This is a genomic window from Agarivorans sp. QJM3NY_29 (assembly GCF_050870835.2).
Classification (GTDB): domain Bacteria; phylum Pseudomonadota; class Gammaproteobacteria; order Enterobacterales; family Celerinatantimonadaceae; genus Agarivorans.
In genome coordinates, this window is sequence record NZ_CP194036.2 from 1,513,544 (window position 1) to 1,529,307 (window position 15,764).

The 15,764-nt window shown below is 43.8% G+C and carries 13 protein-coding genes; 1 reads left to right on the plus strand and 12 read right to left on the minus strand.

From position 1 onward, the window contains the following. Window positions 1–448: 448 nt before the first annotated feature. From ACRRS0_RS06935 to ACRRS0_RS06955, 5 genes are all read right to left on the minus strand, one after another. Complete coding sequence (locus tag ACRRS0_RS06935; RefSeq protein WP_432453927.1) at window positions 449–1,471, minus strand: YcjF family protein; 1,023 nt, start codon at window positions 1,469–1,471, stop codon at window positions 449–451. After that, window positions 1,468–2,883: a YcjX family protein gene (locus ACRRS0_RS06940; RefSeq protein WP_432453926.1), complete on the minus strand. Its 1,416-nt coding sequence runs from the start codon at window positions 2,881–2,883 to the stop codon at window positions 1,468–1,470. The genes ACRRS0_RS06935 and ACRRS0_RS06940 overlap by 4 nt, the downstream gene beginning before the upstream one ends. Window positions 2,884–3,232: 349 nt before the next feature. Next, window positions 3,233–4,393 (minus strand): 3-phenylpropionate MFS transporter, encoded by a 1,161-nt coding sequence (locus ACRRS0_RS06945; protein WP_432453925.1) that lies wholly within the window; start codon window positions 4,391–4,393, stop codon window positions 3,233–3,235. Between the two features lie 551 nt (window positions 4,394–4,944). Continuing rightward, on the minus strand, window positions 4,945–6,141 hold the full coding sequence (locus ACRRS0_RS06950) for an NnrS family protein (RefSeq protein WP_432453924.1): 1,197 nt from the start codon (window positions 6,139–6,141) through the stop codon (window positions 4,945–4,947). A gap of 49 nt (window positions 6,142–6,190) precedes the next feature. Beyond that, window positions 6,191–6,640 (minus strand): RrF2 family transcriptional regulator, encoded by a 450-nt coding sequence (locus ACRRS0_RS06955; protein ID WP_432453923.1) that lies wholly within the window; start codon window positions 6,638–6,640, stop codon window positions 6,191–6,193. 250 nt (window positions 6,641–6,890) lie between these two features. On the opposite strand from ACRRS0_RS06955, the gene ACRRS0_RS06960 reads away from it, so the two are divergent. Next, window positions 6,891–8,960 carry a bifunctional 2',3'-cyclic-nucleotide 2'-phosphodiesterase/3'-nucleotidase gene (locus ACRRS0_RS06960; protein WP_432453922.1) on the plus strand — a complete coding sequence of 690 codons (2,070 nt, stop codon included), beginning with the start codon at window positions 6,891–6,893 and terminating at the stop codon, window positions 8,958–8,960. Window positions 8,961–9,828: 868 nt separating this feature from the next. Here ACRRS0_RS06960 and ACRRS0_RS06965 read toward each other — a convergent pair. The 7 genes from ACRRS0_RS06965 to ACRRS0_RS06995 form a co-directional block, all read right to left on the minus strand. Further along, a complete protein-coding gene (locus tag ACRRS0_RS06965) occupies window positions 9,829–10,449 on the minus strand; it encodes a LysE family translocator (protein ID WP_432453921.1) in 621 nt (206 codons plus the stop codon). Between the two features lie 50 nt (window positions 10,450–10,499). Further along, a complete protein-coding gene (locus tag ACRRS0_RS06970; RefSeq protein WP_432453920.1) occupies window positions 10,500–11,342 on the minus strand; it encodes an AraC family transcriptional regulator in 843 nt (280 codons plus the stop codon). 178 nt (window positions 11,343–11,520) lie between these two features. Next, window positions 11,521–12,531, minus strand: a complete 1,011-nt coding sequence (gap, locus tag ACRRS0_RS06975) for a type I glyceraldehyde-3-phosphate dehydrogenase (protein WP_432453919.1) — start codon at window positions 12,529–12,531, stop codon at window positions 11,521–11,523. Window positions 12,532–12,608: 77 nt separating this feature from the next. Further along, a complete protein-coding gene (locus ACRRS0_RS06980; RefSeq protein ID WP_432453918.1) occupies window positions 12,609–13,604 on the minus strand; it encodes a GlxA family transcriptional regulator in 996 nt (331 codons plus the stop codon). A gap of 530 nt (window positions 13,605–14,134) precedes the next feature. After that, window positions 14,135–14,341, minus strand: a complete 207-nt coding sequence (locus ACRRS0_RS06985; RefSeq protein WP_432453917.1) for a cold-shock protein — start codon at window positions 14,339–14,341, stop codon at window positions 14,135–14,137. A 287-nt stretch (window positions 14,342–14,628) separates the two neighbouring features. Further along, on the minus strand, window positions 14,629–15,285 hold the full coding sequence (locus ACRRS0_RS06990; protein WP_432453916.1) for a tRNA-uridine aminocarboxypropyltransferase: 657 nt from the start codon (window positions 15,283–15,285) through the stop codon (window positions 14,629–14,631). Window positions 15,286–15,364: 79 nt separating this feature from the next. Next, on the minus strand, window positions 15,365–15,730 hold the full coding sequence (locus ACRRS0_RS06995; RefSeq protein ID WP_432453915.1) for a hypothetical protein: 366 nt from the start codon (window positions 15,728–15,730) through the stop codon (window positions 15,365–15,367). Window positions 15,731–15,764 lie beyond the last annotated feature (34 nt).

Here is a 15,764-nt window from a genome sequence, read left to right on the forward strand (position 1 = left end):
TAGAGTGACCTTTAAGTCAAACTGCTGCAGAGTATGTCAACTACTTACAAGTGATCACTTGATTGATTAATATCCTAATCTCTCAATAAAATTATTGAGACGCTTAGACTGATTTAATGCATGATTCGCAGCGTGTTATCCTTGGCTCTCTCACGCCGTTTTGTGGCGAGCTGATAACACAACCAACAAGCCGAAAACTATATTAGTCATGTCTAAACATGAAGCAATGAGTATCATAGTTCGTCTTCTTAAGGCAAGAGTAATCTCGGTTTAACTTGCTTAACTATCTGTAATTTATAGCTGTTTATCTTTGATTTCTGGCGAATATTGTAGCAGATCAAATGCTGGGGAATTTGATTTGTATCAGCAGTTTCAGCGTGCTTGTAGCAATAAGTATGTTTTTATCTTGAACCCGAATCGACGGTAAAACAATTGCTTATCTAGGGGTTTAGATTGACAGTTTGTTGCGTAATTTTCTTAGCAGTAGGTTTTTGAGTTGTTTGGTTTTAGGTTTATTGTTTAGCGTCCATGGCACCGGCCGACATTGTTCCATGGTTTTAAAACCCAGACGAGCCGTGAGTAGCCCGGCGCCAATGCCTTGAGCGGCTTTGCTGGATAACTTGGCGGTGAGTTCTGCACCCAATAGGTCGCTACCGAGGTCGGTGATGACTTCACTGGTTGCCGCGTAAATCATGTTTACAAATACCGATTTGATGAGTTTGATGCGGCTAAAATAGCCAAGTTCTACACCGTAAATTTTTGCGACAGCTTCAATCATTTTGATGTTTCGCCAAAAAATAATCAACATGTCGACTATTGCCAGTGGGCTAATGGCCACCAATACCGCGGCTTCACCAGACCATTGGCTAATCGCTTGTTTAGCGCGGTCATCGAGTGGTTTTAATACCGTTTCACTGTATAGGCTGACAACCTCGGCATCACTGTGGTTTTCATTTAGCCAGTTTTGCCAAGTGAGGTACTCTTGGCTGTCGTTTAAGCCCTGTAGTTTTGCCAGTTTTTCACAGTAAAACTGGGCGTTGCCACGGCCTTGCCCCTGCAGTAGCAGTTCCCCTTGTTGGTGTTGTTTTTGGTATTTTTTAAGTCGTCTTAAATTTGCCAGTTCTTTGATGAACATTGATAGCAGTGCAAGCACAATGGTGCCGCTGATTGCTGAATAGATCCCTGCTCGGATCGGAGAGCTTTGCCACAGTTCGAATAAACTTAATGTTAGTTCGCCGATGCCCATTGCCAAGGCGGCACCCACCCCATATTTTAGCCAACCATTGCTCTTTTTACTCTGTAGTTCCAATTTTATGGGCTCCAGATCTGGGGCTTCCTGCCATTGTTGTTGGTCGTCGATAACTTGTTTTGCTGCCAGTTGCTCATTACTGTCTTGCTTGGCTAAAGGGTCTAGTATTTTGGCCTGGGACTCGGCATCGAGCACCTGTCGGGGTTTGATTGACGGATTCATCGAAACTTGTCTCCTAATAGAAATTCAATGGCTTGGTCGAGTCGAATATGTGGCAGTGCCGTGTAAGGTGAACAGGCCGGAGGTTGAAAGGGACTAAACTCAAATCCTTGGTTTTGCCAAAACTGTTGTTTCGGTAAACGGTTGGGGACTTCACCGGGAAATAGCATGGTAGTCTTTTGAGTCGCTTGATCGCTTTGTAAGATCCCTTTAATTGCCGCAATGTTGACACCATTGAGCTTGGCAGTACCAGCCTGAGTCGCTTTAATTGAGGCTAAGGCCATCGTTTCGGTGTCGATCCCCTCAAATTTAACATGGCGTTTCCCGTCGGCAACTACTTCGCTAAGCAAGCTCACTAAACGAGTATGTTGCTCTGGTGTGACATGGTCTGCCTTGCTGGCAGCAAACAACAGTTTGTCGATCTTCGGTGAAAATAGGCGGCGTAACAGGCTTGATTGCCCGTAATTAAAACTGTGCAGTATTTGATTAATGGCTAACTGCATGTCGCAGAAGCTATCGTGACCGTTGTTAAGTGGGCTGAGACAATCCACCAATACAATTTGCCGATCAAACTTAATAAAATGCTGTTGGTAAAACCGTTTCACCACATGTTCTTTGTAGTACTCAAAGCGTTCCGTTAGTAAAGCCAAGTTGCTGTTTTTAACTTGCACCTTTGTACTCGCTAAATCAGGCTGAATGGGGAAAAAAGCTAAGACTGGCGCGCCCGCGAGCTCGGCGGGCAATACGAAACGGCCGGGTTGAATGTGGTGCATCCCCAATTGGCTTTTGCAGTCATGTAAATATTGGGTATAGGCCGCAGCGATATCTGCGACTTGTGTTTCGTTAGCTGTGGCGTTTACATCTAAGTGGGCCGCCTGTTGTTGCCAGTGCTCGGCGAGCTTAGCCTTACGTGAGTCTTGTAAGCCTGTATTTATATGTTCGCACCACTGCTGATAGTTCATATTGAGCAGTGGTAAATCAAGTAGCCACTCGCCGGGATAGTCGACAATGTCTAGTGTTAGATTGGCGGTGTGACTCAATTTTCGCCAAATGACGGATTGCGGTTTATAGCGTAATTTTAGACGAATTTCACTCACGCCATGAGTTGGTTTGGGCCAGCTCGGGGGTTGGCTTTGCAGCGCAGCTAAGCCACCTTGATAGTCGAAACTTGCTAAGTGGAGATGTGGCTGAGGGCTGCGTTTTGCCCCTAAAAAACCATGTTCACGAGCCAGTTTCCATAGTGGCAGTTGATGATTTTCTGCCCCTAATAATAATTGGTTTACCAAAGAAGTAATAAATGCTGTTTTACCGGCACCACTGAGGCCCGTGACGGCAAGTCGTAAGTGTTTATCCATACTGAGCTTGGCTAAGTCGTCGGCTTTGGTTTTGATGTTCGATAATCGAGAATGATTCATAAATTTAGTGGCAACCGTTCATGGGCGAATATTCGGCTTAGCTTATTTGTCAGGTTTATGCCTAAAGCGTTTACTTGAACAACAGCAGTGAAGCTTAATCGACTAAGCCAATACATCCCAAGTGCTTCTGTTAACCAAAGTACGAGAGATTGTTTTTTAGTCAAGGGATCTCGCAAAACACACTCAACTTATTCAATATATCGGGGCATATGCGGCTTTTTCAAGTTGTCGCTTGAAGCCACGCCCATTGGCTAAACCATGTGACTGTGATTCAATCTAGCAAAAGTTGGTGCAGAGATGGATTAAATTTTGTTCATGTTGTGGCGGATAAGCGCCACATTTTGCAAGCTTAGTGTGCTGATGGGCTGGCTTTGACTTTGACCAACAGGATGGGGATTGCCAGTGCAGTTAAACTCGCCATAATCAAGAATATGCCACTTCCTAAGGGAGCGTATAAGGCGCTGCATAAGAAAATTAGCAACGCGGTCCCCATATTTAAGGCTATCGCCGAATACAGTGCCTGTAAGGGGATCGCTTGTTCTTTGGGGGCTTCACTCCCGATGTATTTAATTGCTGCTAGTTGAGTTAAGGCAAAGGTTAATGCATGCATCGTTTGCGATAACATCATCATCGGTAGTAATTCTGCGCTGCCCAATAAGCCCCAACGGATAACGCCGCCTATTGCAGCAAATAACAACATGCTTCTTGCATCCCAACGGCGAAACCAGCGGCTACCAAAGATGAGAATGCTCATTTCAAAAATGACACCAATCGACCAGAGGTAACCGATGGTTGATTCTGAATAATCAATGCTTTTCCAATATAGCGTTCCATAGGCATAGTAGGCGGCATGGGAGCTTTGAATCAAAGTGGTCACAGCGATAAATCGTAAGGCATGTTTTTGTTTCAATACGGGCCATAAACGCCCTGCATGGGGGTTGCTACTGGTTGCTGGTTCTAACAGTTTTTCGGCAGGAGATAATAGTGAGATCCCCCACAGCACCAACAGTGAGCCTGCGGTGGCATATAAAATTAAGGAATGAGAAAAATAACCAAGTGCGTTGCCGATGATGGTGGACGAGATAACAAAAGCAATGGAACCGAATACGCGAACCCGACCATAGTCAAGCTTGAGCTGATTGACCCATTTGGTTGCGGCTGCATCTCCAAGCGGGATTAAGGTAGCAATGAAAAAGTTAGCGGCCAAGGTGAGTATTGTGAGCCAAATATAGCCCTTTAAATAAAACAGGCAAGTGACCACTAAAATGCTGGCAAAGCTGATCCAACGGATCCCTGGTAGTAGGTGATTAGCCGATTTTATGCGTGGCATCAGTACCACGTTGCCAACAAAGCGGGCGACCATGCTAAATCCAATCAACAGCCCAATTTCACTAGGGTTTAAGCCTTCACCTTCTAACCATAAGGCCCAGAATGGTAAAAAGATCCCCCATACGAAAAATAAACCTGAAAAATATAAACTTATCCAAGTTGCTGCTTTTGGATTTCTCACTTTTACCAAACCTTATACTGCTTAATGGCAGCATTATAGCGCCAATTTTTGAATAACATAGCCGCTTGTTCAATGGGAATCAGCGAGTGAATATATGGTTGTTTCCAAATCCTGATGTCTTTAGATTTTTCATCTATAATTTATTGAACTACATTGCTTTGTAACTGATATTTTGTTGAAGGGCGATTTATTTATCTGGCTTGTGCTTGAAATATAGTTTTGAAATTTTTAATTTGAAGATTTAAATCGCATCCATCAGCAAATAATTTGTATTTGGAATAGCGATGAATGCGCGCTTATGAGCCCTGTATTCAACAGGTCAATTTGAGAGCAATTTTGTTGGTAACATATCCATCCCTGCGAACCGTTACTTACAGACTGGTATGGTGATCCTCTGACACCGCCTGTGATAAATCTTCGCCGATTCTCATTGTGAAATTTTGGGATGGCTATTAATACAGCACTGGGGATATTTACGTTTATCATGAGCCTGAAGTTGTATCATAATAGTCGCTTAATTCAATCCTTATGGCCGCTGTTTTCGTCGAGACTTACGCCTGCCGAGGTTTGCTTAAAATAGGGAAGTAAAGTGTGACGAAACAACCATAGCCAATCACCCAAAAGCCAACCGCGATGGAAATGACATACCGATAATCACTTAAAAAGTACCCCAAAAAGACGCGAGTCACAAAGCATAGAATGATTGCGATCAATCCGAACGTCATGATTCTTCCAACCTCAATTTTTCTACCCGTATGGCCTAAAGAAACACGCGAAATCATGGATAGGATCATGGTGGCCATCGCGCCAACGGTTAAGGTGTGGATCGCTTGGGAATGATTTACCATGGTAGACACTTCTGATAAACCGTAGATGAATAAGCCGAGCGCAATGCACCAGTAACTGATGTGTAAACTCCAAACTAATGGCGTTTTGATGGTTACCCATATTTTCCAGCGAAATACCCGCACTGCATGTGCAGCGCTGGCGATAAAAAATATTGAAGCGCTCAATGTCGAAGGGAGTTTGATAAATGGTAGGCTGCTGATTAAGGCTAACAAGGTGCTGCCAATAACCACTTTTTCTAAGTAAGCAATTGGCTCCACGCGCGCTGTTTGGGTGCCGTTTGCAGTGAACATAGGGAATACGCGTCCGCCCATAATGCTCATCACTAAGGTGACTAATAACACCATCAGCGTGCTGGAATTATCGATGAATGGCTCAAGTGGTGTGATGACTTTGCTATGCATGCTGATATTGGCAATGCTCATCAGCAATAATATGGGGATAAATATCAAATTACGCCACAATCTAGCTTTTATAATTGGGTAAGCCAGTGCAGCTGTGGCTAACGGTAAAAAAGCAATATCAAGCAGTGCAATCAGCCAATGTGGTACACTATTTGGCAGCAAAAATAACCCCCTGGCAATCATCCAAACCGCAACTAAAAGTAGCAATCCGGTGCTATTTAAACTGCGTATTTGGGTCCAAGTTTGAACCGCCGTTAATAAAAAACCAATAATAATTGCAGCCACAAAACCGAATAGCATTTCATGCATATGCCACCATAAGGGACCGCCATAAACATGTAATGTCACATCGCCAGTGAAGAATCCGTTCCATAGCAGTAAACTGAGGATACTGAACAGGGAGGCGAGGAGGAAAAATGGGCGAAACGCAAGTTCTAAAAACGCCCCTGTTTGTGCTTGCCTTGGCTTGTTATTTTTGGGATCTGAAATCATGATCATCGTTAGGCTCTCAATTGAAGATCGATTGGGTATATGATTAGTGAAAGATTTAACTGGTTCTAGAATCTCGATTTAAAAGCGTCGTCAGTTGATATTGGTTATTGACGCCAAGTAAATCCGCTAAGGTATATGCATCCAAGGTTTTGAAAAAATTCTCTTGAGCTTCGGCAAAAATATTCTTCAATTGGCAACTCGGAGTAATGACACAACGATTATTTTCGCCAAAACATTCGACCAGCTTGCTGTTATCTTCCATTTCCCGAACTAGGCTACCGATGCCAATTTGATTCGTTTGACGATTTAATTTAAGACCGCCATTTTTTCCGCGGACGGCCAATAAGTGACCTTTAGCATTCAGTTGCTGAACAATCTTCATCAGATGGTTCTTGGAAATGTCGTAGCTTTGGGCGATTTCTTGGATGGTACAGAGTCGATCTTTATTGACCGCTAAGTAAATGAGTAGGCGAAGGGAGTAGTCGGTATAGCGAGTGATTTGCATGCTACGCACCCAAAATTTGAGATATATAAAGATGCATTTAAAATACATCTTTTAGTGGGTGTTTGGTAGTTTTTATTCGGAGAGTTAAGCGCCGCTTGGCGTTAGTGGCAACGAGTGCTGGTAAATCGAATTGAGTTTGGGATCTTATACTCTGATATTTTTAATGTTTTGACTTTTAATTTATATACTTACCTTGTTGATGCTCTTAGTATTAGTGGTACTCATGAGTCAAAGATTTAAAGGATTAAATGTGCTGAATAATAAACGAATAATTGTTGCGATAGCAGTTTCTCTTGGCTTATGCGGATGTAGCTCCAGCGACGACAGTCACACCTCTGCGGTTAATGTGGACTTGAGAATTATAGAAACCACAGATTTACATACCAATATTATGGATTTTAATTACTACACTCATAAACAGGATCCAAGCATTGGTTTAGCGCGTGCGGCGAGTTTAATTAGTGCGGCACGCCAAGAAGTAAGCAATGCGGTGTTGGTCGATAATGGGGATTTATTGCAAGGTAGTCCAATGGGGGATTACATTGCCAGCGTTGGTTTAAGCGATACACATCCCGCATATAAGGCGATGAATACATTAAATTATGTGGTGGGCAATATTGGTAATCACGAGTTCAACTATGGTTTATCATTTTTAGAGAAGGCCATCGCGGGTGCCAATTTTCCTTATATTAACGCAAACGTTATTTGTGCGAATAAAAATGGCTGTTGGGGAAATGTTGAATTTGGCGAAAATCTGTTTAATCCCTATCTCATTCAGCAGACTTCGGTACGCGATACCCAAGGTAATCTGCACACTGTGAATATTGGTTATATTGGCTTTGTACCACCACAAATTCTGCAATGGGACAAAACCAATTTAAGTGGCGAAATAGCAGTACTTGGTATTACTCAAGCGGCTAAACAGTTTGTGCCAGCAATGCAAGCGGCGAGGGCAGACTTAATTATTGCAATCCCTCATTCCGGTATCGGTTCTAGCGAAAACCCTGGTGATCCACAGGCTGAAAATGCAACCTTTGCCTTAACCTCAGTGGCAGGGATTGACGCGATTATGTTTGGACACAGTCATTCGGTATTTCCAGCCGAACGCTATCGTGACCTGCCAAATACCGATATTGAGAGAGGTTTATTGAACGGTATTCCGGCAGTTATGCCGGGGCGCTGGGGCGATAACATTGGGATTGTCGATTTAAAGCTCACCAAGCAAAATGGTAAGTGGCTGATTCATCATTCTGAATCGCAAGCTGAGGCTCGTCCCGTTTATGATAATGCCAATAAGGTTGCGTTAGTTCGTGGTGAACAGAGTATTCGGGATGCGGTGGCGGTAGAGCACCAAGCCACAATCGATTTTGTGAGCCAGCCGATTGGTGTGGCGGCTTCAAATATGTTTAGCTTTTTAAGCTTGGTGCAAGACGACCCATCGGTGCAGATTGTGTCGTTAGCGCAAATTGCGGGTGTAAAAGCCAAGTTGCCTGATGAGCTTAGTGGGCTGCCTATTTTGTCTGCCGCTGCACCATTTAAAGCAGGTGGTCGCTACCAAGAAGGGGATGCGAGTCAGTTTGTTATGGTCCCTAAAGGGCCACTTTCTTATAGTAATGCGGCTGACTTGTATGTATATCCCAATACCATGGTGGTACTTAAAGCCACAGGGGCGGAGTTAAAAGACTGGCTGGAGTGCAGTGCCAATCAATTTAATCAAATCGACCCAACTATTAGCACACCGCAAAACCTGATTAATCGTGAGGGCCACCCGACTTATAATTTCGATGTTATTGATGGCTTAAGATATAAAATTGATGTCACGCAACCGAGCAAGTTTGACAGTCACTGTGCACTGGTCAATGCGACGGCCAGCCGGATTGTCGAGTTAAGCTATACCGATGAAAAAGGTGTGGTGATTACTGGTCAAGCACTTGCCAACAAAGAATTTTTAGTTGCATCTAATAACTATCGAGCGTTTGCTGGCGTTTTTGCGGGAACCGGTTCTGAACATGTCGTATTAGAGTTACCAGATACTAATCGTGAAGTATTAGCCGCTTATATTTCTGAGCAGTCACAGCCTAATGCCTCCGGTACTTACAACGGCATGGTTGATCCAACAGCGGATTACAATTGGGATTTTAAAACCATTACGACGGATGTCACCTTAGATGTGCGTTTTGAGACTCAAGATAGTGAACTCGCTGACCAATTTGTGGCCGAAAATCAGCAACGTAAGATGGAAAAACTTAGCGCTGTTGATGCGATGGCAGGTTTTGCAATTTATCGAATTGACTTAAACTCTGAACCTGTTCGCCCTTAACTCGGGGGCAATCCTTTACCCATGTTATTTGCATCGTCACGTGGGTTTCTGGATTTGTAGGATTGGCCCTAGAGCTGCAGCGGTTAGCCGTTTGATATGGCTATTTATGCACTAGGGCTTGATTGAGGAGGCTTCGATAAGGGCTAAATTTTAGCGCTATTAATGTCTCGATAATCGCTCTGCCTTACATCTAACAAGCATTAATGGAGGCTGTTATGTACTCACACTTTCCAGTGAAGGTGCGAACGAAGTCGTGGTTTGAGAACAACTCTGGTAGAAAAATTAGCGGCTAGATACTTGATATGTAGCAGATACCGTTGAAGCTCCCCCGTTGAAAAAATAAATCATATCGTTTTGATATATTGAGGGGGCCTTGAATCAATTGATGCAAGCTGAGTAGGCCTATTGTGAATCCGCCATCGTATCAAATTTTTCTGCAGCAAAGCTTTCCCAATAGTCATACGCTATGTACCAGATATTTCATTGGTGTATCAGCAGCCGTACTGCGATCTTGTGAAAAAGGTTGCGCGAGTAAACACCGCTTGTGTCGCGGATTCAGTCTCGGTCCATGATTGTCGCATTTCCTGATGTATTTTCGCCGCGCAATGGTCAACCGCTCTTTGGTTGACCTTAATTTAACTCATCAATCGAAATATTATGTGTATTCATTTTCATATAAGTGAAGCTATGGCTCGCTTATTTAAGACCTGTTAATTGTGGTGGATATCGCCTCAACTGGCCGTTATGGTTTAGGGGAAAGTGAGTATCGCCCTTCATTTGGTGACCCGATGACAGGTCATCAAATTGCTGTCCATTGCCGGTTTACTTTGTAGGAGCTATCCGTTTGATCCTCTCGAACTCAGAAGGTTCAGATGAACAGAGCAATTCCAAATACGATCAGAATGCCGCCAGCGAATCTTTCTATAATGTGAATGCTTCGTTTTAAATAAGTTTGGACTCTCTGTTGACCTATCATTGAGGCAACTAAAAGATCCCAGATAAACACCGCGAAAACCATCCAGATACCGGAGCAGATTTGCTGGGTCAGGGTGACCTCGCTGCCCAGAATAACCGTCATTAAGCTCATATAAAATAGCGCGTTTTTGGGGTTTAACAGCGCCGAGTTAATCCCTAGCACTAATTGTTTACTAACCGTAGGAAGGCTCTGTTCCTTGGTTTTGAGAACGGCATCACTTTTTTGACTGCGGAGCAGTTTGGATCCTATCCACAATAGATAGATAGCGCCGAGGGTTTCGACAACAGAAAAAATTTGAGGGGAGTCTCGGATGCTGGTCCATCCGATGATGGCGATTGCAATGTAAATTGCGTTTCCAGCCGCGACACCGACACAGATGTATTTACTTCCTTTCAGTTTATGTCTCACGGAGTGACCAATAATCAGAAAGAAATCTTGCCCCGGGCTTAACAAGGCAACGAAATGGGCAAGAGCCAGCGCAGGAAAAGCGGTCGGTAAAAGAGTACTTAACATGATAAAAGTGACCTATAGCTAATGAATCATCGAACTATAGGTTGATTGAGTCAGGATTTATTGTCGAAAAATGACTTTAACTGCTGATATTGGCGTGGTGTGGAAGCGGTGTAGTTCACAAAAGCTCGATGCAGTTGGCTTTGATCCGAATAGCCCACTTCGCTTGCGACATCGATAATATTTACTCCTGATTTTAAGAGGTATTTGGCCTTCTCAATCCGACTATTATTGAGAAACGATTTTGGCGTAATACCGAAGCAGCGCTTGAAGTTGCGAATGACAGACTCTGTTGAACAGCCTAGTTGTTGAGATATATCGTGGTTCGAAGGCGGAGAAACCATGTTATTTAGTAAATGTTGCTTAATTTGAAGTGCCAAGTTGTTGTCAGTTTTATTGAATATAGGCGCACAGTAGAGATTTAGAATATCAAATAATAGTGAATCTATATGCGAAGCGTTGTTTTTGGTTTTATTGGTCTTTTTTAATAAAGTATTTATTAAAAAAGAAAGCTCGTTTGCGATTTTCAGATCAGTGAGTCGAATATGGGTACATGTGATTTGATCAACTTGACGCTGGTATAATGCCGAGAGTGCTTCACAGCACCAGCTTTCATCGACATAGAGCATGTGGTAGCTACGAGCGTTGCCATTGACAGGGTTACAAGCGTGAACCGCATGTGGTTGAATCAGAACCATATCACCTTGATTTAAAAATATTTTTTTATCTTTTATCGATAGGCAAGTGGTTCCGACTTCAATCAAGCCAATAGACAATGCTGAATGGCTATGGGCTTTGTAGCCTTGCGTGCTGTTGTAGGTTGTTCTTACCTCGAGATGAGGAAGCTGTTGACTGCACCAAAACTGCTGTTCGATATGACGAACGCTGCCACTCACGTGATACTTGCTCCTGAACATTGTGCTGATTGAGCCTATTTTCACCTATATCATTCTAGAGTCAACTGAATGATAAAATATGTGGGCTTATGCTGCGGCATTCAATCAACCCAATACCTACCGCTTTTTAAGCGGCAATGCAGCGCATGATGGTGCTGCATTGCTATTGTATGAAGGCTTATAAGCCTCGTTTTTCCATCCAAAGAGCCAAGTCAACAAGGCGATTAGAGAATCCCCACTCATTATCATACCAAGCGAGGATCTTAACTAAATTGCCACCAATCACTAAAGTTGAGAGGCCATCGATAATTGAAGATCGAGGATCACCTTGATAGTCACTTGAGACTAAAGGCTCTTCACTATAACCGAGGATCCCTTTTAGCGGCCTGTTTTGCGCTGCCTGTTTAAATGCGGTATTAACTTGTTCTACTGTGACCTCGGTTTTTAATGTTACCGACAAGTCGACGATGGAAACGACTGGAACTGGCACGCGAAGTGAGTAACCATTAAGTTTACCGTCTAATTCTGGAATAACCCGGCCAATCGCTTTCGCTGCGCCGCTTGAATAGGGCACAATGGATAACGCCGCCGCCCGTGCGCCACGTAGATCTTTTTCGGGCTGATCATGCAGCGCTTGGCTCGCAGTATAAGCGTGAGTGGTATTCATTAAACCGTGTTCAATTCCAAAGGTTTGATGCAGAACCTGAGCTGCAGGGGCTAATCCATTAGTGGTACAACTCCCGTTACTTACCACAAAATGCTGACTTGGATCATACAACTGGTGGTTAATGCCCATCACAACGGTGAGTGCATCATTTTTGGATGGGGCTGAAATAATCACTCGTTTGGCTTTACCAAATTGAATATGCTTTTCGGCTTGCGACTTGTCAGTGAATAAACCTGTGGCTTCAATCACAATGTCTACGTCACAGCGCTCCCAGGGGATCTGCGCGGGCTCGCGTTCATTGAATACACGAATGGCTTGGCCATTGACCCAAATTGTTTCATCGTTGTTTTCAACATCGGCCGCAAGTACTCCCATTAAAGAGTCGTATTTAAGTAGATGTACCAAGGTATGGCTATCGGTTAAATCGTTAATTGCGACGACTTGAATCCGATCATTGTTTAAGGTTGCGCGAAGAACATTGCGTCCAATACGGCCAAAGCCGTTAATGCCCACTTTTAGCATAACTATTTCCTCATCAGTGTTATTGAGGAAAATTTTAATATGGATGCGGATGTCATAAATGACAACAAACAATCAATTTAAGACAGATTCTCTGCTGAAGGTTGGCGGATCGCGAAGCGTTCACGATAGGCTTTTGGCGTAACCTGTAGATGCCGTTCAAATACCCGTCGTAAGTTAAGGCTATTACCCAATCCGGTATCTTGGGCGATACGCTCTAATCTATCCATGCTTTGTTCAAGTTTGTCTCGGGCTGCGTTCAAGCGGATTTCTTCAATGTATTTTGCGGGGGTGATGCCCGTTTGCTTGCTAAATACTCGGGCGAAGTTACGCGGACTCATCGAGACTCGGTCAGCCAATCGTTCTATCGATAGATCATGATTGAGGTGTTCCTGGATCCAAATTTGTAGATCTCGGATTGGACCAAGCTCGGGTGTCTCAGGTAAGCGATAGCGACTAAATTGGGCTTGCCCACCGGGGCAGCGTAAAAACATCACCATTTCTTGCGCAACATCTCTTGCCAAGTGGTAGCCACAATCTTGTTCTATCATTGCTAGGGTCAAATCAAAGCCAGCGGTCACTCCGGCCGAGGTCCAGACTGGACCATCTTGAACAAACATTGGTCCGCGTTCTACGCTGACGTTGGGGTATTGTTCTGCCAGTAAATTAATTAGGCGCCAGTGGGTGGTCGCCTTTCTATGCTCCAAGAGTCCAGCTTGAGCAAGCAGTAGCGCTCCTCCGCAAATAGAGGCGGTGCGTATGGCATTAGGAGCGGCAAGACTTAACCAATCGGCAATAATGCTACGCTCTTGTTCAATTCCCCCACGCCCTGTCACCATAATTGTATGGCGCTTGATGGTCGGGTCTAAGTCAATTAGCCGTGTGTTCGCGAGTAGCTTGAGTCCAGAATAACCATGCACAACATGATGAGACTGGGTGGTGGCGATTGTGACTTGATAAGCGATATCGCCGCCACTATCGGTGAGAAATCTATTTGCCCATTGCAAGAGATCGGCGATCCCGGTGGATTCAAATAGCATTCCACCTTCTGGGACGATAATCAGAAAGTCACGCATGATTTGTCCTTATTTGAATGAATACACAAATATAGACGTTTTGCGCTGGTTTTGTCTAGCAGGATGGTTTTTCTTTAGTCGCTGATGTTGTGAGCAGTCTTTAGCGAAGCAAGTCAGTGCCAGCAATGCGACTGATGCGGTGGCTAAAATATATTCTGTGTCATTGGGTGAGCCGAAGCAACGGCGCCTTAGGGGGGGATCGTTGAGGTTTAGAGCCTCATAGCGATCTAACTCATTATTTGTTCATTGTGGCTGGCTTAAATCACCGCTAACGGGGTTATGTATTTTGTAATTAGAGCCTCTAGTTACGGTACTTCATACCTGATTACCGGCAAATTTATTCTATGCAATAAGTTGATCACGTAATGAATCAGATTGGTATAAACAGCGCATGATGGGGTATAAAGCGGTACTCAGGAAAGGAGCCATATTGACTCAATGAGTTAAATTGCGTTGCTTGTCAAAGGTAAGTTGATTCGGTAAATAAAAAGCATAATCGAATCAACGATTATGCTTCGCTTGAGAGTTGTTTAAACAACTTCAACATTGGCCGCTTGTGGGCCTTTTTGACCGTCTTCAACGTCAAATGCGACTTTCTGGCCTTCTTCAAGTGATTTAAAACCTGTTCCTAGAATCGCGCGGAAGTGAACGAACACATCAGCTCCAGATTCTTGGGAAATAAAACCAAATCCTTTTTTTTCGTTAAACCACTTAACGGTACCAGTGCTTTTAGACATCGTGTCTCCTGAAACAATTGAAATAATACTCTATTTTTTATTTTGCTTAGTATTATTAGGGCTTGTAATTTGTATATTTTATGCTCTACCTAAATAAGCGCTGTCATCATAACACACAATAATGCGGCTAAGCCTAGTGACAAATTGCCGCAAATCAAGTTTTGCTTGATAACGTTTTCAATGCGTGAACTAGTTCACGAAACGTTCGGCTATTTTCTCGTTTTAGGGCGGATGTTAGAGCGTTTTTTACTGAAATGTACTCTTAGTAAGTTAGTGAAATCATTCAACTAATGGTTTCTTCCGGCCAAAGTTAATTGTGTGAATTTAATAAAACGCTGTTCCAAATATTGTGCGTTTTCTCTTTCATCATTTAAGGCGAGTAATTGAGCTGCCACTTCCGCAGTTGCCCATTGTGTTGTGATTGAACTAGAACGTAATCCATAGTTTGAGGCTGTACTGGGATGAATCGATATCACTGGAAATTGTTCCAACCAAGGACTTTGGTGAAACATTTTCCGTGCTTCTCGCCAGCTACCATCGAGCATAATGAACAGCGGTTTTACCCCTTGAGGCAAGCTGAGTTGGTAATTGACTCGCTCTGGTGGGCAAAAATGAGCAGGAAAAACCACATAGGGCTGCCATTGCACTTGTTGGCAAAGAGTGAGTAGCTCTTGACAGGCTTCGGTTCGTTGCCAAATAAAAGCGTAAGTATCAGGGATCACATCGGCGATAAATCGCCCAGTATTGCTCGGCCGAAGCACTTCTTTATTATGCATTAGCAGAGCGAAGCCACTTTGGCTCGCCTGTAATCTGGCTTGTGCGCAGAAGCAATGTGTTTGTGGCAGCTGGCAAATAGCACAGCGGGCTCGGCGGGCACCACGGCCCACAAATTGGGTGGTGGCTGCGGCTTTGCGCTCAGCATACAATTTTAAGAAACGGTTCACGACACGCGGCTCTACGTTATTCAATCAAGGGGCGAGTATAACCGAGCTTAAATCCAAGCACTATGTTCACAAAATCGACTTAGCGAAATAAATAAAGTCGAGGATAACCAAAGTAACGTCGGATCCGGTGATGTTGAAATAATAAGGCTGAAACGAAATGAAGGAGGCCGATAGCCCCAACAACAATCGCTATTTGTAACCATGCTTGAGGCAGGTCTTCTCGTTGAATGTAGATTTGGACGACGCGGTTGATCCACTCGCCACACAATAGCAACATGCCCGCCTGATTGAGCCTTAGGCAAATAGGATGTTTTACTAAGACGCTGCATAAGCTCAATACGCATAGCAATACATAAATCAGTTGCTGTGCTTGATAAAAATGAATCGCACTGAGGAGTAAGCAAAGGCAGCAAGGGCTGAGTAATAAACGGGGATGAGAAGTCATTCAATTACTCTATTGGCTAAAAATGGTGTTGCGA